The following is an 18957-nucleotide window of genomic DNA, read 5'->3' on the forward strand; positions in this document are numbered from 1 at the left end:
CCAACTTATTGCTGACCACCTCCATAGGAGGTGGTGTTCATGCAGGGATAAAAAACGGGGCCTACAGGCCCCGTTACTGTTTGCGGTGTTACGACGCCAGCGACAGCTCAGACTTTCCCGCGTGCTGCGCCAGCCACTCGCTGATGCGCGCCTGCTGCTCGTCATTCAGCCACATACCTTGTTTAGTGCGACGCCAGATCGCGTCATCCAGCGAACGAACCCATTCGTGCTCAACCAGATAGCGCAGTTCGGCTTCAAAAAACTCATGGCCGAAATGCTCACCCAGATCGTCCAGTGAGGTCGCCTTATCAAGGATTAGCTCGCTGTTGCTGCCGTAGGTGCGGGCGTAATGGCGGGCCATCGATTCGCTGATAAACGAAAAGCGGCGGCGCAGTTTCGCCGCGTAGTCGTCACGGTCGCTGCCGATATCGCCGCCGGGCAGCACCGCGGTTTTGGTCCATGCCGGGCCGATGCCTTTGTAGTAAGGCGTCAGTTTCTCCAGCGCATGCTCGGCCAGCTTGCGATAGGTGGTCAGCTTGCCGCCAAAGACCGACAGCAGCGGCGCCTGCCCGTTATCATCATGGATATCAAGAGTGTAATCGCGGGTGATCGCCTGCGGCGAGTCGGATTCATCGTCGCACAGTGGGCGCACGCCGGAGTAGGTCCAGACGATATCGTCCCGCGTGAGAGGCTTTTTAAAGTGGGCGTTATAGACGTTCAGCAGGTAGTTAACTTCGTTGTCGTCGATCGCTACCGCTTTCGGATCGCCTTTATACTCCACGTCGGTGGTGCCGATGATGGAAAATTCATCCATCCACGGGATCACAAACACAATGCGTTTATCTTCATTTTGCAGGATGTAGGCCTGTTTCTGCGTGTGCACGCGCGGCACCACGATATGGCTGCCCTTGATCAAGCGAATACCGTACGGCGAGCGCAGATGCATCCCTTCGTCGAAGAACTGTTTGACCCACGGGCCGGTGGCGTTAACCAGACCGCGCGCCTGCCAGGTAAACTTCTCGCCGCTATCAATATCTTCGGCTTCGACAATCCACAAACCGTTTTCACGTTTTGCCGAGATGGCGCGGGTCCGCGTGCGCACTTCCCCGCCTTTACGCACAACCATCTGGGCATTGGCCAGCACCAGACGCGCATCGTCAACCCAGCAGTCGGAATATTCGAAACCGCGCACGATTTCAGGTTTAAGTACCGATTCTGTGCCAAAACGCAACCCGGTTGAGCCGGGTAAGCTGGTGCGCTTGCCCAGATGATCGTACATAAACAGGCCAATGCGGATCATCCACGCCGGACGCAGGTGCGGGCGATGCGGTAAACGAAAGCGCATCGGGAAGGCGATATGCGGGGCCATTTTCAACAACACTTCGCGTTCGGCCAGCGCTTCGCTCACCAGGCGGAACTCATAGTGTTCAAGGTAGCGCAGCCCGCCGTGAATCAGCTTTGAGCTGGCGCTGGATGTGGCGCAGGCAAGGTCGCTTGCCTCCAGCATCAGTACGGATAAACCACGCCCTGCGGCGTCTGCCGCGATACCGGCACCGTTGATGCCTCCCCCTATCACAATCAGATCTTTGGTTTCCACGCTCGCCACCTCTTACACTTTCGTTTAAGCTCACAAATGTTCGATATCGCTCAATATAGCAAACAATCGCGCTATTGGTAACATCAAAAAAACATTTCAGAGTGATGCGTGTAACATATTGGCGTTTATTTAGCGCCAGGCTGTACACTAGACGCTAAAATCCAGGGCGTTTCGCCGCCTGCCTGTATATCCGTATATAAAGAAGAGAGCTTATGGATCGCTTTGAATGTATTAACGTAGAAGAAGCCCACCAGAAAATGCACCAGCAGACGGCGGTGCTGGTCGATATTCGCGACCCGCAAAGCTATGCGATGGGCCACACGCCGGGCGCATTCCATCTGACCAACGATACGCTGGGCGCGTTTATGCGCGACAACGACTTTGATACGGCGGTCATGGTGATGTGCTATCACGGCAATAGCAGCAAAGGCGCCGCGCAGTATCTGCTGCAGCAGGGTTACGACAAGGTTTACAGCGTGGACGGCGGGTTTGATGCCTGGCACCGGCATTTTCCGGCGGAAGTCGCGCATGGCGCACTTTAGGCGTTAGCGCCGGTTGTGGCTATAATATCTCCCTTTGTGTGGAATAAGCGATCCGCTGCATGTTAATGATTACCTCTTTTGCCAACCCGCGCGTGGCCCAGGCGTTTGTCGACTATATGGCGACGCAGGGCATTATTCTGACTATTCAGCAGCATACGCAGAGCGATATCTGGCTGGCTGATGAGTCCCAGGCCGGACGCGTACAGGCCGAACTGGCCCGCTTTCTGGAAAATCCCGCCGATCCGCGTTACCTCGCTGCCAGCTGGCAGTCGGGGCACACCAATAGCGGGCTGCACTACCAGCGCTTTCCCTTTTTAGCGACGCTTCGCCATAACGCCGGGCCGGTGACCTGGGGCGTGCTCTTCGCCTGCATCGCCGTCTTTGTCCTGCAAACGGTCATTGGCGATCAACCGGTCATGCTGCTGCTGGCGTGGCCCTACGATCCTTCGTTGAAATTTGAAGTCTGGCGCTACTTTAGCCATGCGCTTATGCACTTCTCGCTGATGCATATTCTGTTCAACCTGCTATGGTGGTGGTACCTCGGCGGAGCGGTAGAAAAGCGCATTGGCAGCGGCAAGCTGGTGGTGATTACGGTGATCGCCGCTTTGCTGAGCGGCTTTGTGCAGCATCAGTTCAGCGGCCCGTGGTTTGGCGGACTCTCCGGCGTAGTCTATGCGCTAATGGGCTATGTCTGGCTACGGGGCGAGCGCGATCCGCAGAGCGGCGTTTATTTACAGCGCGGCTTGATACTCTTCTCTTTAGTATGGTTAATTGCTGGATGGTTTGATGTTTTCGGCATGTCGATTGCGAACGGTGCGCACGTGGCCGGTCTGGTGACCGGGCTGGCGATGGCGTTTGTTGATACGCAGAATGTGCGAAAACGAACGTAGAGATTCCCAGGGATATTTCATGAAACAAACACAACGTCATGACGCGATTATCGAGCTGGTAAAAAAACAGGGATACGTCAGTACCGAAGAGCTTGTCGAGCAGTTTGCCGTCAGCCCGCAGACCATTCGCCGCGATCTGAATGATTTAGCCGATCAGAAAATGATTCTGCGTCATCACGGCGGTGCTGCGCTACCGTCCAGCTCGGTGAATACGTCCTGGCACGACAGAAAATCGACCCAAACCCAGGAAAAAGAGCGCATCGCCCGCAAGGTGGCGAGCGAAATCCCCGATGGCGCGACGCTGTTTATCGATATCGGTACCACGCCGGAAGCGGTGGCCCATGCGCTGCTTAACCATAACGACCTGCGCATCGTCACCAATAACCTCAACGTCGCCAATACGCTGATGGTGAAAGAGGACTTCCGCATTATCCTGGCCGGCGGCGAGCTGCGCAGCCGGGATGGCGGTATTATCGGTGAGGCCACCCTGGACTTTATCTCCCAGTTTCGCCTTGATTTCGGCATTCTCGGCATCAGCGGTATCGACAGCGATGGCTCGCTGCTGGAGTTCGACTACCACGAAGTGCGCACCAAACGGGCGATTATTGAAAACTCCCGCCACGTGATGCTGGTCGTTGACCATTCTAAATTTGGCCGTAATGCGATGGTCAACATGGGCAGCATCAGTATGGTTGATGCGGTCTACACCGATGTGATGCCGCCCGCCGGCGTACTGAAGGTGATTACCGATAACAACCTTCAGCTGGAGCTGTGCTGAACCTTTAGCATTTCCGGGTCATGCCAGAGCGTTGCTCCGCCTGACGCGCGCGATTGGTGGCGTGGTGTTGATGAGTGACGGGGTTATCTCCGCCGCCAGGCGGAGGGAAACCTGCCGCCGGCGATGACGTAACGGTTATGTTGCCTGAAGCGAGCCGATAGCGGCTTAAACCCCGTATCCCATCATTTTCAACAGCTGCTGGGCATGCTGAACGGCATCCTGGCGGTGCGCCACCCCCAGCTTCTGATACAAGTTACGGATATGCGTTTTAATCGTAGTGGCGGCCACGTCCAGCTCACCGGCAATCTGCTCGTTGCTGTAGCCGGAATAGATAAGTCCCAGGACCTGCCATTCGCGCTGGGTCAGCGGGCTGGTGCGGATAAGCTCCGGCACTTCCGGGTGGTTCAGCAGCCGTTCGACGAAGCTCTCGTCAAAGTGGGCGAACTTATGCCGATGATGCTGGTTGATATCGCGCAGAATACGCTGGGCGCGGTGCTGCTCCAGCTCCGGCAGCGTATTGAGCTGAATCAGCTGGCGCAGCTGCTGCGCCATCGCTTCGCCTTCAATGACAAAATGATTAATAAACCCGGTGCGGTTAGCGAGGGTGAGCGCTTCCAGCAGCGCTTTTTGCGCTTCGCTCTTACGCCCGGCCTGCCAGTAGAGCTGGTTGAGCAGCAGCAGGTTGCGGTTCAGGTCGCTCATCAAACGCAGCGAGCGGGCGTTATCGTTTAGCTCTTCCAGCACCATTTCGGCGGAATCAAAATCGCCGAGCAGGATCTGCGCGCGGGCGATATTGCGCCACTGGCTCTGCAAGAAATGGTTGTTAGCGAATTCCGGTTTTGGCGTCTGGCGCAGCCAGTTTGCCGCGGCGGCTTTATCGCCGATCATCTGCCAGTAGATCACCCGGACTTTGTCGGCATTGGATACCCAGTCGCTATGGTAATGGCCGTTGCCAAGCAGGTTTTCCAGGCGATTCAAATGGCTGCGGGCGTTATCCAGGTCGCCCCGTGCCAGCGAGCACTGTACCATCAGCGTCAGGCACTGCAGCTGCTGCTGCGGCTGATAGGAGGAAAGCACGTTCATGCCGCTGCGCGCGGAGGTCTCCGCTTCATCCAGCCGCGCCCAGGCCCACAGCAGCTGGGAGCGAATCCGCAGCAGGAACTCGTGCATCGGCAGCTGCTCAAGGTGCTGTTCGCGAATCAGCTGGAACGCTTTTTCCTGAATTTCCCAGGCGGCCTGCAGGAACCCCTGCGCAAAGAGGATTTCGCTTTGCTGGATCATGCTCCATAACGCGTAGTGCCAGACGTCATGACGGCGGGCCATCTGTTCCGTCTGCTGCATGACCGCCAGCGATTTGCTCAGCTGGCCTTTGCAGTGCAGAACTTCACCGTGTACGGATGTGGCAACGATACGGCTGTAGTAGCTGGCCAGCGGCAGTTCATCAAGGGCCACCATCGCCAGGCGCTCGGCTTCGTCCTGATCGCCTGCGTTGATCGCCACCTGGGCGCGCAGGGCGTTGAAATCCCCGTGCATGGCGGTGTCCATTTCCGTATCCATCTCCTGCTCGGCGCGCGCCAGCAGGGTATTCACTTCGCTATAGCGGTGCTGGCTCTGCATCAGCCAGGCCTGCAAAAGAATTAAACGCGGGTTTTCCAGCAGGTTTGACCACGGCAGCGCGGCGAGGGACTGCTCCAGCAAACTCAGTTCGCTGTGGTTAAACATGCCCCACGCGTGGTTGAGCAGAATATCGCGCAGCATTTTGGCGTCACCCGCGGCCAGGGCGTGGTGAATGGCTTCGCTCGGGAAGCCTTGCGCCATCCAGCTTTCTGCCGCCGCACGGTGAATTTCCGGCAGCTCAACCGCCAGCTCCCACTGGCAGCGCTGGCGCAGGAAGTTGCCGAACAGCGGATGGTAGCGGAACCATTCGCCGGAATCGTCCATCCGCTGCAGGAATAAGCCCTGACGTTCAATTTCTTCCAGCTGCATCTGGCCATTCTCTTCGCCGGTAACGCGGACGATGAGCGCATCGTTCATTGAACGCAGTAGCGAACTTTTCAGCAGGAAATTACGCGTCCGCGGGTCCACGTTATCCAGCACCTCATCGACCAGATAGTCAGAAAGATGGCTGGCGTTAATGCCGGCAAGACGACGAGCGGAGTGGTGGGCGGAAGTATTGTTCTGGCGCGCCGAGAGGGCAATCAGCTGTAGCGCGGTGGCCCAGCCGGCAACATCGTCGCACAGCCTTTTGCTGTCGTCGGCCTCAATGGGCGAACTGAGACGACAGTCGAAAAACTGCTTGGCTTCCTGATGGGTAAAAGCCAACTGCTGGCTGCCGATTTCCAGCAGCTGATCGCGCACGCGCAGGTTGGCGATACCCAGCTGCGGCAGATTACGCGACAGCACCACCAGCGTCATATTTTCTGGCTGATGGCGGAGGAAGAAACGCATTGCGTCATGAATCACCGGATTGCTGATCAGATGGTAATCATCAATCACCAGGAACAGCGGGCGCTGCCAGTCGGCCAGTTCAATAAACAGTTGTGCGAAGAGGGAAGGCAGGCTGGCGTACTGGCGCTTTTGCACCATCGCTTCGCTGGCCGCGCAGTGGCCGCCGGTTGCCTGTTGAACGGCGGCGATAAGATAGCTGGCAAAACGCTCCTGTTGGTTATCGCCTTCATCCAGGGAGAACCAGCCGAGATCGTTTTTCCCCGCCGCCCATTGAGACACGAGCGTGGTCTTACCGTAGCCAGCCGGGCTGGTCACCAACGCGAGACGATAATTGTTCGCGCCGGAAAGTTTCGCCAGCAATCGCTCACGAACCACAGTGTGTTCAAGGCGGACCGGGCGACTTAATTTAGACGGAATCAACATAGTTCTTCATTTCGCTGTGCAAGGGAGGAGTTGCGAATTTTTTTGCGCTTCGTAATTAATATCCAATAAGGTCGGCCATAATGAATTTTATTGCAAGTTATGTCCGAGTTTTATGCTCTTGAATTTGCTCTATGTCACAAATTTGGACATAGAGAGAAATTCACAGAAATCCGCGTCAGCGTGCGCGGTTATTGGGATTGCGCAGGTTACAGGCACGATAAGCTAATCTTTTATTACAAAATTAGTAGCTGTTTGTTTTTAATAAAATATTATCAGCGAAATCTTATAAGTCATCGTTTTGAGCTATTTCTACATTAAAGTACGTTTATTCCCCTGATATTTACTTTTATTTGGCAATATTTACAAAACAGCATTTCGCTTGCTTTTATCGTCCTGGCTTGTAACAAAATTTTGAGCGCAAGGCGGGCCGGTTTGTTGTTTCGGTATGGCGAATTTTGCAGCATAATTTTTGCCGGTAGGCTAACGTAATAGTGGCCACGATCACACTTTTCGCTCATCCCTGCTACTCCTCCCCGGCTAATCCCTGGCGGGATGAGGACGCGACTCCGGGAGGTCGGCACACTAACGCTAACGTTTTAGTAAAGGACCCGGATTACTTATGTCACAGACTTCTTTTAACAAAGCTCAGTTTCAGGCTGCACTGACGCGTCAGTGGCAGCATTTTGGTTTACAGTCCGCTTCCGAGATGACCCAGCGTCAGTGGTGGCGCGCCGTTAGCGGTGCGCTGTCCGAGCTGTTGTCGGCTCAGCCGGTAGCAAAAGCGGCCGAAGGGCAGCGCCACGTAAACTATATCTCCATGGAGTTTTTGATTGGTCGCCTGACCGGCAACAACCTGCTTAACCTTGGCTGGTATCAGCAGGTCAGCGATGAGCTTCAGGCCCACGACATTAATTTGACCGACCTGCTGGAAGAGGAAATCGACCCGGGTCTGGGCAACGGCGGTCTTGGCCGTCTGGCGGCTTGTTTCCTTGATTCAATGGCTACCGTTGGCCAGTCGGCGACCGGCTACGGCCTGAACTACCAGTACGGTCTGTTCCGCCAGTCTTTCGCTGACGGCCAGCAGATGGAAGCGCCGGATGACTGGGGGCGTAATAGCTACCCGTGGTTCCGCCACAACGAAGCGCTGGACGTGCAGGTTGGCCTCGGCGGTAAAGTGACCAAAAGCGGTGAGTGGATACCGGCATTCGTGATTACCGGCGAAGCCTGGGATCTGCCGGTGCTGGGCTACCGCAACAACGTGGCTCAGCCGCTGCGCCTGTGGCAGGCTAAGCACGCGCATCCGTTTAACCTGACCAAATTCAACGACGGCGATTTCCTGCGTGCCGAACAGCAGGGCATTGACGCCGAAAAACTGACGAAAGTTCTCTACCCGAACGATAACCATCAGGCGGGTAAAAAACTGCGTCTGATGCAGCAGTACTTCCAGTGCGCCTGCTCGGTTGCCGATATTCTGCGTCGCCACCATCTGGCGGGCCGCAAGCTGGCGGAGCTGGCGGATTATGAAGTCATCCAGCTTAACGATACTCACCCGACGATTGCGATTCCGGAACTGCTGCGCGTGCTGATTGATGAGCATCAGCTGAGCTGGGACGACGCCTGGGCGATTACCAGCAAAACCTTCGCGTATACCAACCACACCCTGATGCCGGAAGCGCTGGAGTGCTGGGATGAGAAGCTGGTGAAAGCGCTGCTGCCGCGCCACATGCAGATCATCAAACAGATTAACGACCGCTTTAAAACGCTGGTGGATAAAACCTGGCCGGGCGATAAGCAGGTATGGGCGAAACTGGCGGTGGTGCACGATAAACAGGTTCGCATGGCGAACATGTGCGTGGTGAGCGGCTTTGCGGTTAACGGCGTTGCCGCGCTGCACTCCGACCTGGTGGTGAAAGATCTGTTCCCGGAATATCACCAGCTGTGGCCGAATAAATTCCATAACGTCACCAACGGTATTACCCCGCGCCGCTGGATCAAACAGTGCAATCCGGCTCTGGCCGCGCTGCTGGATAAAACCCTGAAGAAAGAGTGGGCCAACGATCTCGACCAGCTGATCAACCTCGAAAAATATGCCGATGACGCGAAGTTCCGTCAGACGTATCGCGACATTAAGCTGGCCAACAAGGTTCGTCTGGCGGAGTTTGTGAAGCGGCGTACCGGTATCGAGATTAATCCGCAGGCGATTTTCGATATCCAGATTAAACGTCTGCACGAGTACAAACGTCAGCACCTCAACCTGCTGAACATCCTCGCGCAGTACAAAGAAATCCGCGAGAACCCGCAGGCGGACCGCGTACCGCGCGTGTTCCTGTTCGGTGCGAAAGCGGCGCCGGGCTACTACCTGGCGAAGAATATTATCTGGGCGATCAACAAGGTTGCCGCAGCGATCAATAACGATCCGCTGGTTGGCGATAAGCTGAAAGTGGTATTCCTGCCGGACTACTGCGTCTCGGCGGCGGAAATGCTGATCCCGGCGGCGGATGTCTCCGAGCAGATCTCTACGGCGGGTAAAGAGGCCTCCGGTACCGGCAATATGAAGCTGGCGCTGAACGGCGCGCTGACCGTGGGAACCCTGGACGGGGCGAACGTGGAAATCGCTGAGCAGGTGGGCGACGAAAACATCTTTATCTTCGGTCATACCGTGGAAGAAGTGAAAGCGCTGAAGGCCAAAGGCTACGATCCGCTGAAATGGCGTAAGAAAGACAAGCTGCTGGACGCGGTGCTGAAAGAGCTGGAGAGCGGCAAATATAGCGATGGCGATAAGCATGCCTTTGACCAGATGCTGCATAGCCTGCTGAAAGGCGGCGATCCGTACCTGGTGCTGGCTGATTTTGAAGCCTACGTGGCGGCGCAGAAGCAGGTTGATGCGCTGTATCGCGACCAGGAGGCCTGGACGCGCGCAGCGATCCTGAACACCGCGCGCTGCGGCATGTTCAGCTCCGACCGCTCGATTCGCGATTATCAGCAACGTATCTGGCAGGCAAAACGCTAAGGACAGGCCTATGGAGACTAAACGCCTTGATAACGCTGCCCTGGCGGCGGGAATAAGCCCAAGCTACATCAACGCTCATGGAAAGCCGCAGTCCATTGCTGCGGTGACCAAGCAGCGGCTGCTTGATGCGATGCATCGTACTGCGACCGCCGTGAAGGCGGCGGTTAACCCGCTGCCTGCGGTGCAGGTGTTCACCTACGGCAAAAAGATGTCTCTGCCGGTGGCGGGCCAGGGGGAGTTCCACTGGATCCTCACCACCGAAGAAGGGAAACAGTATCAGGGCCAGGCGCGCGGCGGTGAAACGCTGCCGCTGCCGGCAAGATTGCCGGAAGGGTACCACACGCTGACGCTGACTCAGGACGGCGACCGCTGGCACTGCCGGGTCATCGTCGCGCCCGCGCGCTGCTACGAACCGCAGGCGCTGAAGGATGGCAAGAAGCTGTGGGGTACCTGCGTACAGCTGTATACGCTGCGCTCGGAGAAGAACTGGGGGATTGGCGACTTCGGCGATTTACGCGCGATGCTGCCGGAAATCGCCCGCCGCGGCGGTGCGTTTATCGGGCTTAACCCGATTCACGCGCTCTATCCGGCTAATCCGGAGAGCGCCAGTCCGTACAGCCCCTCTTCGCGCCGCTGGCTCAACGTTATCTATATTGACGTCAATGCGGTAGAGGATTTCCGACACAGCAAAGAGGCGCAGAAATGGTGGCAATCACCGGCTACGCAGCAGGCCCTACAGGCCGCGCGTCAGACCGATGATGTTGATTATACCGCCGTGACCGCCCTTAAGCTCACTGCGCTGCGCATGGCCTGGAAAGGTTTTTCCGCACGTAACGATGAGACGACGGCGGAGTTCCGTCAGTTTGTGGCGCGCGAGGGGGAAAGCCTGTACTGGCAGGCGGCGTTTGACGCGCTGCACGCCTGGCAGGTTAAGCAGGATCCGCTGCGCTGGGGCTGGCCCGCGTGGCCGAAGGCTTATCAGGATACCGATAGCCCGGAGGTTAAAGCGTTCTGCACCGAACACGCCGATGAGGTGAATTTTTACCTGTGGCTGCAGTGGCTCGCTTTCACTCAGTTTGCCGAATGCTGGCATACCAGCCAGAACGACGCTATGCCGATCGGCCTGTATCGCGACCTGGCGGTGGGCGTTGCGGAAGGCGGGGCGGAAACCTGGTGCGATCGCGAGCTGTACTGCCTGAAAGCTTCCGTCGGCGCGCCGCCGGATATCCTGGGCCCGCTGGGACAAAACTGGGGCCTGCCGCCGATGGATCCGCATATCATCGTGGCGCGCGCCTATGAGCCGTTTGTCGAACTGCTGCGCGCCAACATGCAAAACTGCGGGGCGCTGCGCATCGATCACGTGATGTCGGTGCTGCGTTTGTGGTGGATCCCTTACGGTGAAACGGCCGATCACGGCGCCTATGTGCAGTATCCGGTCGACGATCTGTTGTCGATTCTGGCGCTGGAGAGTAAGCGTCATCGCTGTATGGTGATCGGCGAGGATCTGGGAACCGTACCGGTAGAGATCGTCGGTAAGCTGCGTAAAAGCGGCGTTTACTCTTACAAAGTGCTCTATTTCGAAAATGACCACGAGAAGACTTTCCGTGCGCCGAAGGCGTATCCGGAGCAATCAATGGCTGTGGCTACGACGCATGACCTGCCAACGCTGCGCGGCTACTGGGAAAGCGGCGACCTGACGCTGGGTAAATCGCTTGGCCTGTATCCGGATGCGGTGGTACTGCGCGGACTGTATCAGGACCGCGAGCGGGCGAAGCAGGGGCTGCTGGACGCTCTGCACCGCTACGGCTGTCTGCCGAAGCGTACCGGGCACAAAGCGTCTCTGATGGCGATGACGTCGACCCTCAATCGTGGAATGCAGCGCTATATTGCCGACAGCAACAGCGCCCTGCTGGGCCTGCAGCCGGAAGACTGGCTGGAGATGGCCGAGCCGGTCAATATTCCGGGCACCAGCACGGAGTATCCAAACTGGCGTCGCAAGCTCTCCACCACCCTCGAGGCGATGTTTGCCGATGAGCAGGTGAATAAGCTGCTTAAGGATCTGGATAAGCGGCGTAAGGCGGCGAGTAAGAAGAAGCCAGCGTGATGTCAACGCGATAAAAAAGCCGGGAAGCGATTCCCGGCTTTTTCATTTCTGCGGACCCGATTAGCGTTTCGGCCCCGCGGCCACCAGCGCAGCGCCCGCCGGCGTATCGGTGTACTTCTCGAAGTTCTCGATAAACAGCTTCGCCAGCTGTTCCGCTTTCTCCTGCCACTGCTCCGGCGATCCGTAGGTGTTGCGCGGGTCAAGGATATGGGTATCCACGCCGGGAAGCTCGGTCGGGATCTGCAGCTCAAACATCGGCAGAGTGAAGGTTTCGGCGTTGTCCAGCGAACCATCAAGAATGGCGTCGATAATGGCGCGAGTATCTTTGATAGAGATACGTTTACCGGTACCGTTCCAGCCGGTGTTGACCAGATAGGCCTGCGCGCCGGACGCCTGCATGCGTTTCACCAGCACTTCCGCGTACTGCGTCGGGTGCAGCGACAGGAACGCCGCGCCAAAGCAGGCGGAGAAGGTTGGCGTCGGCTCCGTAACGCCGCGCTCGGTACCCGCCAGTTTGGCGGTGAAGCCAGACAGGAAATGGTACTGGGTCTGGTCGGCGGTCAGGCGAGAAACCGGCGGCAGGACGCCAAAGGCGTCGGCGGTCAGGAAGATAACCTTGGTGGCATGACCGGCCTTAGAGATCGGCTTAACGATGTTCTCGATATGGTTGATCGGATAAGAGACGCGGGTGTTTTCGGTCTTCGAACCGTCGTTGAAATCGACGGTGCCGTCGGCCAGCACCACCACGTTCTCCAGCAGCGCATCGCGGCGAATCGCATGGTAGATATCCGGCTCCGCGGCTTCGGAAAGCTTAATGGTCTTGGCGTAGCAGCCGCCTTCGAAGTTGAAGACCCCGTCGTCATCCCAGCCGTGTTCGTCATCGCCAATCAGACGGCGTTTCGGATCGGTAGAGAGGGTGGTCTTGCCGGTACCGGAAAGGCCGAAGAAGATGGCGACATCCTCTTTTTCCCCTACGTTGGCGGAGCAGTGCATGGAGGCGATGCCCTTCAGCGGCAGCAGGTAGTTCATGATCGAGAACATCCCTTTTTTCATTTCGCCGCCGTACCAGGTGCCGCCGATGAGCTGAATGCGCTCGGTCAGGTTGAACGCGACGAAGTTCTCGGAGTTCAGACCCTGTTCTTTCCACTGCGGGTTGGTGCACTTGGCGCCGTTCATCACGATGAAGTCCGGTTTGAAGTTTGCCAGCTCTTCATCGCCTGGTCGGATAAACATGTTCTTCACGAAATGCGCCTGCCAGGCGACTTCGGTAATAAAGCGGACGCTCAGGCGGGTGTCGGCATTGGCGCCGCAGAAGGCGTCAACGATAAACAGACGCTTGCCGGAGAGCTGGCGGGTCACCAGCCCCTTCAGGTGCTGCCACGTTTCCTCAGAGAGCGGCTTGTTGTCGTTCTTGCCTTTGCCTTTATCAGCCCACCACACCGTATCGCGGGTGGTGTCGTCACGAACGATATACTTATCTTTTGGAGAACGGCCGGTAAAAATACCGGTATCTACGGCGATTGCACCAAGATTTGTTAATACGCCACGTTCATAGCCTTCCAGATTGGGGGCGAGCTCTTCTTCATACAAAGTGTCGTAGCTGGGGTTATGAACGATATCCTGGACGTCATTGATACCATAAGCCTTGAGATCCTGCGGGGTTAAACCATTATTAACGCGCATGTCACTGCTCCTTAGCCAATATGTACTGCTTTAAATTGTAGGGTTTATTACGGGGTATAGACCGCGACCAGGCTCATAGATTTACGTATCTCGACAAACGGCGGACTTACGAAAAACGTTGTGACTCCTGTCACGAGGCGTAGGGGATTATCTCAGGAATTGGGGCATAGTTGGGGGTAGATGTTTCTTAATGGTTAAAAAGTAATTAAAAAAACTGTTGAAATGTGAATGTAATCGCTTACCTGAAAGAAAATTACGTAACTCTTTCATGGGGAATCGATTCACCACGCGCAGAAAAAGCGTTGACGCCAGGCGCGAAAAGGGAAACCGCGCCTGACGAAGCGATGATTAGTGGAGCTGCGGGTCGGCCGGGGAGGCGTTGTTACGAATTTCGGCAATATCCATCGCATTAAAGATGTAGTGATTACCGCAGTAGTCGCAGTGCATATCGATTTCACCTTCATCGGCCAGGATGCTATCGATCTCCTCATCCGGCAGCGTTTTCAGCGCGCCGGCGCAGCGCTCGCGAGAGCAGGTGCATTTAAACTCGACGTTCTGCGGCTCGTAAACGGTGACTTCTTCTTCGTGATACAAGCGCCAGAGCACATCGTTCGCTGGCAGGGTAAACAGCTCTTCAGCTTTGATGGTCTCAGTCAGGGTGCTCAGATGTTCGAAATCCGCCGCCTGTGCGTCCTGCGCCGGCAGAACCTGCAGCAGCATGCCGCCGGCCATCGGTTTACCGTCGTGTTCACCGCTACGAATGATCAGTCGGGTCGGCAGCTGTTCGGAGCGCTGGAAGTAATCTTCGAGGCAGGCCGCAAGGGTATCCCCCTCGAGACCGACCACGCCCTGATAGCGCTCGCCCTCTTCCGGAGAGATGGTAATGACCAGATATCCGTTACCGACCATGGTTTTCAGGTCCGCCCCTTCCGGGATCTCGCCCTGGACGCGGGCTACACCGCGCATCTGCTGCTGGTTGTTGCCGTTGATCACCGCCAGCGACAGCGGGCCATCGCCCTGCAGCTGAACGGTAATATCGCCGGCGAACTTCAGCGTGGCGGTCAGCAGGCTGGTGGCAACCAGCAGTTCCGCCAGCACGGTTTTCACCGGCTGCGGGTAGCTATGGTTGGTCAGAATCTGTTCTAAAGTTTCTGAAACGGTTACCAGCTCACCGCGTACGGCATAGTTTTCAAACAGATAGCGGTGTAATTGATCGTGTTGAGTCATAATCATCTCTCTTGCGGGCCACAGTTATTCACTATCGCCGTGTTTAAATCTCATCAGGTCGCGGCGCTCTTTCTTATCCGGTCGCCTGTCGGGATGCGGCATGGTTAACGCGTTCATCTTCCGCGCCAGCGCCATTTTCTCGCGTTTCTCGATGCTCTCCGCCGTCTCTTCATAAAGCGCGACGGCTTCACTGGCGGGTCTGCGCTGTTCGGTAATGCCCTTTACCACGATGGTTCGTTCGTCATTGCCCTGGCGAAGCAGCAGGGTCGCGTTCAGCTCGACCACTTTGCCCGGCTTACTGCGTTGTCCGTTATAGTGCACCTTGCCGCCTTCAATCATCTCGCGCGCCAGCGCACGGGTTTTATAAATGCGGGCCGCCCACAGCCATTTGTCCAGCCTGACGGCTTCGACGGGTTTTTCTTTCATGGCCTCTCCTGTAGGGTCAGCGAGGGGATCAGATGCCGGTAGTCATTCAACCCCGGATGGCGAGCGTAGCTTTTTTCCGCCAGCCCGGAGTCGGGATTGGTGATACCGAGGCAATAGCGGATGCCGTACTCCGCCGCCGCGTCCAGAATCGCCTCGTTATCGTCGACGAAGAGCGTATTACGCGCGTCGAAGCCGGTCTCTTCAGCCACGGCGTGCCACAGCCGCTGATCTTCTTTCGGATAACCAAATGTGTGGGTGGAAAGCAATAAATCAAGGTGTGCATCCAGCCCGGTGTGCTTTAGCTTCACCGCCAGATTATGCGGATGGGCGTTGGTCAGCAAAATCCGCCGTTTGCCGCTGTTTTTTAGCGCCTCGAGGAACGGCACGGTATCTTCACGCAGCGCGGCCCTTGGCCCCTGCTCGCTGGTCATCGCACAAATATCCAAACCAAGGCGCTCGCTCCAGTAGTCCAGGCAGTACCAGTTTAGCGTATGTTGCACCGCGTGGTACTCCTGGCGCATTGCGTCCCTGGCTTCCTGCAGGTTGAGACCCCGCGCGGCGCCCCAGGTTTCCGGCACCAGTTTTTGCCAGAAGTAGTTGTCGAAGGCGAGGTCGAGCAGCGTGCCGTCCATATCCAGCAGAACGGTATCAACCTCCTGCCAGGCGATATCAAAATGCATGGTGAGTCTCCAGCGAGGGGGGAAATTGCGCGACAGGGTATCATACCCGGTCGCGCAGAAAATTATTCTTGCGGGTCCGGCGAGGAAAGGAGATCCGGATTCAGGCAGCTTTCGTAGTATTTCTGAATCTCTTCCTGACGCTGGCGATGGCGCTGATAGCGGCGAAAAGCCTGGAGGCCGTGATACGCCGTACAGCCCAGCATGGTCAGCAGCAGCAGCGTGGTGCCGAGATAGCGCCACAGACCGGTGCGATCGGGAATACGATGCAGGTTGATGTGCTGCGTCCCGTTGGCATCGGTATAAAGATTGGTGACGATGCCTTCTGCCTGGAACGGCGTGTGCATTAACATGCCCGCCAGGCGCTGCAGTTCGCTCCACTGCTGGTGTGCAGGGAAGTCGTATAACCCGGTGCCTGGCCATGGCTGATTCACCAGGTCGCTGCCTTCATCGCTGGCAATCAGGAAACCGCCGGGCGCCGGGCTATTCAGCGCCTGCGCCGCGCGCGAGGTTTCACGGCTGATGAACGGGGCGGTGGAGGTGGTGACCAGATTCTCCAGCGACTCCGCGCTTACCGGGCGTAACAGGACGTTGACGCCATCCAGCTTACCTGCGTTTGCGCGTTTGGTCAGGGTTTCCCAGTTGCGGGTATTACCGAGGTTAACCAGCGCATTCTTCAAACGAACGCAATCGTCTTTCGCAGAGCACAGGTCGTTAGTTTTGGTGACGATATCGCCAAAGTCATCCAGCAGCACCATGCCTGACTTCTGAATGGCGGAACGCAGCGCCGGGCTGACGCGCGAATCGTCATCGGATTCGGGATGGAGCTGGCGCTGAACGGTCTGCATCAGGGCGGTGGCTTTACTGACGATATCTGACTCCGGCAGCGGCAGGGGAGGGGCATCATTCCAGACGATTTGTGAACAATCGAACGGCATAAACGGCGAGTTCTCTTTTGCCGTCCAGGCGCCCGGCGAGTGGATGTTGCACATTCCAGTGCCTTTCAGGCGCAGCGTGTCGCCGATGCGAATCTTTGACTTCTCCAGTTGGGCAACCGTCGTGGCTTCGATAGTTTGTGCGCCCTTGAGCCATGAAAGGGTGAATTTAAAGGGCATATTCAGCGGTACGCTGGCCCACAGCATCACGACGACCAGCAGCGCGCCCAGGGCGATAATCGCGCTGCGGAGCCAGTACTGAAGCGGGAAATTTTTCACCTCATCATGCAGCGACAGGAAGCGCCCCTGGCGGACAACGTGGCGGCTAAGATAGATGTCGATATCCGTTTGTTGGCCGAGGTCCTGCGCGATCCACGGCTGCCAGTGGCGCGGGTAGATAAGATCGATAATGCCGAGGGAAATATTATTGATATGTTCCTGGTCGTTTTCACCAAACAGCCCCCAGCGTTTAGGCATGCCGCGCAGGCAGTGAATTTCCCGCAGCGATGTTTTACGTGGGGGGGCGTAAATACCCCATATGCCCGCAAGCAGGAGAAGCAACCCGCCGCCCAGTAGCCAGGGGGAAAAAACGTTGGGAGTCATCAGGCTGCAATAAAACAGCAGGAAAGCGGTGACCACCAGGATGGCTTCGCGCAGACCGTCAGGGCGGCTGAGCGCGTACTCTTCAGGGGTTTCCGGGCGGATGTTCAGCAGCTCAATTTGTTCGCTCTCTTCTCCGCGGATGGAAGCCTGAGGCACGGAGGATTTTTCAAGCGCCAACCCTCGGGACTCGTGCGGGTAGTCGCTGAGAGTTTGCCCGTTGAGAGCAATCACCAGCGGCAGGCTATCGGTGGAGATTAATTCGACGCTGTTTTCATCATTGATGTGTTGTTCCCAGAAGGGGGGAAGATGAATTTCAACGGAATCAAGGAAGTAGCGCCATTTGTTGAGGTCGTCGGTGGTGATGCCGTAACGAGTGATGGCTCGGGTGACGCTATAAACGGTGCCACTCTGGTCGTTCAGGGTCAGGTTTACCGGCGCGCTGCTGGCGCCTGATGCCGGCAGCTGCTGGTTGCGGCTGAGACGGTCGAGGTATTTTTCTACGGCGCTGCGCTCTTCATCGGAAAGCTTGCGCGTCGCGGCATCGCTAAAGGCCTGCAGCAGCGGCAGGCGACGACGTCTTGCATGCGTGCGATACCACCACCCGATAAGCAATGCGCAGATTAGCAGAGCTATCAAAAATATCAGAAAGGTGCCCATGCCCATCCCATCATAGTTATTCTTTTCTTACTGGTATCGTCGGTTGCCATTCATCAATGGAGGTAAAACAGCCGTCGCAATCGGCACTCTGTTAAAGCGGGAACATCTCTTATGCAAAGCAGCAGCATACAACCTTATCAAAAACGTTAAAATCCAGGAATCAGTATATTCTCAAATACTATTCAACCTATTGACTTTTTAGTCATTGTGATAATCGGGCTCGGGACGGGAAAGTTGCAACTATGTAAATTAGTAGCGATTAGGATTGCCGAAACCGTGCTGCGTATCGCACAATGGCCGCTGTAATCACAGCATAGACCGATGACAATGAGCAAATCATTACAAAAACCCACTATTCTCAACGTTGAAACAGTCGCGCGCTCGCGCCTTTTTAATGTTGAAAGCGTGGACCTCGAGTTCAGCAACGGCGTGCGCCGAGTGTATGAACGGATGCGGCCTTCTACCCGTGAAGCCGTGATGATTGTGCCGATTGTCGATGACCATATAATCTTGATTCGCGAATACGCTGTCGGTACGGAATCCTATGAGCTGGGCTTCTCAAAAGGCCTGATCGATCCGGGTGAAAGCGTACTGGAGGCCGCCAACCGCGAGCTAAAAGAAGAGGTCGGCTTTGGCGCGCAAAAACTGACGTTTTTGAAAAAGCTGAGCATGGCCCCCTCCTACTTCTCCAGCAAGATGAACATTCTGGTGGCGGAAGATCTTTATCCGGAATCGCTGCCCGGCGACGAGCCCGAGCCGCTGCCCCAGGTTCGCTGGCCGCTGTCGCAGCTGATGACGCTGCTTGATGAAGAAGACTTTAACGAAGCGCGTAACGTTAGCGCGCTGTTCCTGCTGCGCGAATGGCTGCGGGCTCAGGGGCGGCTGTAGCGTCACTCCCGGATAACGAAAAATGCCCCGCGGCGGGCCCCACGGAGCCGTTGCGGTAGGTCGTGGTAA

13 protein-coding genes are annotated in these 18957 nt (G+C 56.7%); 6 read left to right on the forward strand and 7 right to left on the reverse strand.

Annotated features, from left to right (window positions below; all coding sequences use genetic code 11):
• Window positions 1-88: 88 nt before the first annotated feature.
• Window positions 89-1597 carry a glycerol-3-phosphate dehydrogenase gene (gene glpD, locus SIK97_RS09775; RefSeq protein ID WP_004854978.1) on the reverse strand — a complete coding sequence of 503 codons (1509 nt, stop codon included), beginning with the start codon at window positions 1595-1597 and terminating at the stop codon, window positions 89-91.
• Between the two features lie 212 nt (window positions 1598-1809).
• Here glpD and glpE point away from each other — a divergent pair, with 212 nt between their 5' ends.
• Genes glpE through SIK97_RS09790 form a run of 3 tightly spaced genes read left to right on the forward strand, consistent with a single transcriptional unit; the run spans window position 1810 to window position 3807 of the window.
• Window positions 1810-2139 carry a thiosulfate sulfurtransferase GlpE gene (gene glpE, locus SIK97_RS09780; protein ID WP_004126086.1) on the forward strand — a complete coding sequence of 110 codons (330 nt, stop codon included), beginning with the start codon at window positions 1810-1812 and terminating at the stop codon, window positions 2137-2139.
• A 59-nt stretch (window positions 2140-2198) separates the two neighbouring features.
• Window positions 2199-3029 carry a rhomboid family intramembrane serine protease GlpG gene (gene glpG, locus SIK97_RS09785; protein WP_014227070.1) on the forward strand — a complete coding sequence of 277 codons (831 nt, stop codon included), beginning with the start codon at window positions 2199-2201 and terminating at the stop codon, window positions 3027-3029.
• Window positions 3030-3048: 19 nt separating this feature from the next.
• Window positions 3049-3807, forward strand: coding sequence for a DeoR/GlpR family transcriptional regulator (locus SIK97_RS09790; RefSeq protein ID WP_004106478.1), 759 nt, complete (start codon window positions 3049-3051; stop codon window positions 3805-3807).
• A 165-nt stretch (window positions 3808-3972) separates the two neighbouring features.
• On the opposite strand, the gene malT is transcribed toward SIK97_RS09790, so the two are convergent.
• Window positions 3973-6678, reverse strand: coding sequence for an HTH-type transcriptional regulator MalT (gene malT, locus SIK97_RS09795; protein WP_014227069.1), 2706 nt, complete (start codon window positions 6676-6678; stop codon window positions 3973-3975).
• 619 nt (window positions 6679-7297) lie between these two features.
• Between malT and malP the strand changes: the two genes are divergently transcribed.
• Both malP and malQ read left to right on the forward strand, forming a co-directional pair.
• Window positions 7298-9688 carry a maltodextrin phosphorylase gene (gene malP, locus SIK97_RS09800; RefSeq protein WP_025107849.1) on the forward strand — a complete coding sequence of 797 codons (2391 nt, stop codon included), beginning with the start codon at window positions 7298-7300 and terminating at the stop codon, window positions 9686-9688.
• Window positions 9689-9698: 10 nt separating this feature from the next.
• A complete protein-coding gene (gene malQ / locus SIK97_RS09805) occupies window positions 9699-11792 on the forward strand; it encodes a 4-alpha-glucanotransferase (RefSeq protein ID WP_025107848.1) in 2094 nt (697 codons plus the stop codon).
• A gap of 60 nt (window positions 11793-11852) precedes the next feature.
• On the opposite strand, the gene pckA is transcribed toward malQ, so the two are convergent.
• The 5 genes from pckA to SIK97_RS09830 all read right to left on the reverse strand — a co-directional run bounded on the left by pckA (window position 11853) and on the right by SIK97_RS09830 (window position 18000).
• Window positions 11853-13475: a phosphoenolpyruvate carboxykinase (ATP) gene (gene pckA, locus SIK97_RS09810; protein WP_014227066.1), complete on the reverse strand. Its 1623-nt coding sequence runs from the start codon at window positions 13473-13475 to the stop codon at window positions 11853-11855.
• Between the two features lie 348 nt (window positions 13476-13823).
• The gene (hslO, locus tag SIK97_RS09815) at window positions 13824-14708 is read right to left on the reverse strand and encodes an Hsp33 family molecular chaperone HslO (RefSeq protein ID WP_160741635.1); all 885 of its coding nucleotides are present in this window, start codon (window positions 14706-14708) and stop codon (window positions 13824-13826) included.
• A gap of 18 nt (window positions 14709-14726) precedes the next feature.
• Window positions 14727-15128 carry a ribosome-associated heat shock protein Hsp15 gene (hslR, locus tag SIK97_RS09820; protein WP_014227064.1) on the reverse strand — a complete coding sequence of 134 codons (402 nt, stop codon included), beginning with the start codon at window positions 15126-15128 and terminating at the stop codon, window positions 14727-14729.
• Complete coding sequence (yrfG, locus tag SIK97_RS09825; protein WP_004854954.1) at window positions 15125-15808, reverse strand: GMP/IMP nucleotidase; 684 nt, start codon at window positions 15806-15808, stop codon at window positions 15125-15127. Before yrfG ends, hslR begins: the two co-directional genes overlap by 4 nt.
• Window positions 15809-15870: 62 nt before the next feature.
• Complete coding sequence (locus SIK97_RS09830) at window positions 15871-18000, reverse strand: intracellular growth attenuator family protein (RefSeq protein ID WP_057173349.1); 2130 nt, start codon at window positions 17998-18000, stop codon at window positions 15871-15873.
• A 327-nt stretch (window positions 18001-18327) separates the two neighbouring features.
• Here SIK97_RS09830 and nudE point away from each other — a divergent pair, with 327 nt between their 5' ends.
• A complete protein-coding gene (gene nudE, locus SIK97_RS09835; RefSeq protein WP_057173359.1) occupies window positions 18328-18888 on the forward strand; it encodes an ADP compounds hydrolase NudE in 561 nt (186 codons plus the stop codon).
• Window positions 18889-18957: the final 69 nt, after the last annotated feature.

It is taken from the genome of Klebsiella sp. JN_Kp126, from assembly GCF_033843325.1.
Classification (GTDB): domain Bacteria; phylum Pseudomonadota; class Gammaproteobacteria; order Enterobacterales; family Enterobacteriaceae; genus Klebsiella; species Klebsiella michiganensis.

Coding starts and splice junctions, on each gene's coding strand:
- glpE (WP_004126086.1), top strand. CDS start 1,810: ATGGATCGCTTTGAATGTATTAACGTAGAAGAAGCCCACCAGAAAATG.
- glpG (WP_014227070.1), top strand. CDS start 2,199: ATGTTAATGATTACCTCTTTTGCCAACCCGCGCGTGGCCCAGGCGTTT.
- SIK97_RS09790 (WP_004106478.1), top strand. CDS start 3,049: ATGAAACAAACACAACGTCATGACGCGATTATCGAGCTGGTAAAAAAA.
- malT (WP_014227069.1), bottom strand. CDS start 6,678: ATGTTGATTCCGTCTAAATTAAGTCGCCCGGTCCGCCTTGAACACACT.
- malP (WP_025107849.1), top strand. CDS start 7,298: ATGTCACAGACTTCTTTTAACAAAGCTCAGTTTCAGGCTGCACTGACG.
- malQ (WP_025107848.1), top strand. CDS start 9,699: ATGGAGACTAAACGCCTTGATAACGCTGCCCTGGCGGCGGGAATAAGC.
- pckA (WP_014227066.1), bottom strand. CDS start 13,475: ATGCGCGTTAATAATGGTTTAACCCCGCAGGATCTCAAGGCTTATGGT.
- hslO (WP_160741635.1), bottom strand. CDS start 14,708: ATGATTATGACTCAACACGATCAATTACACCGCTATCTGTTTGAAAAC.
- hslR (WP_014227064.1), bottom strand. CDS start 15,128: ATGAAAGAAAAACCCGTCGAAGCCGTCAGGCTGGACAAATGGCTGTGG.
- yrfG (WP_004854954.1), bottom strand. CDS start 15,808: ATGCATTTTGATATCGCCTGGCAGGAGGTTGATACCGTTCTGCTGGAT.
- SIK97_RS09830 (WP_057173349.1), bottom strand. CDS start 18,000: ATGGGCACCTTTCTGATATTTTTGATAGCTCTGCTAATCTGCGCATTG.
- nudE (WP_057173359.1), top strand. CDS start 18,328: ATGAGCAAATCATTACAAAAACCCACTATTCTCAACGTTGAAACAGTC.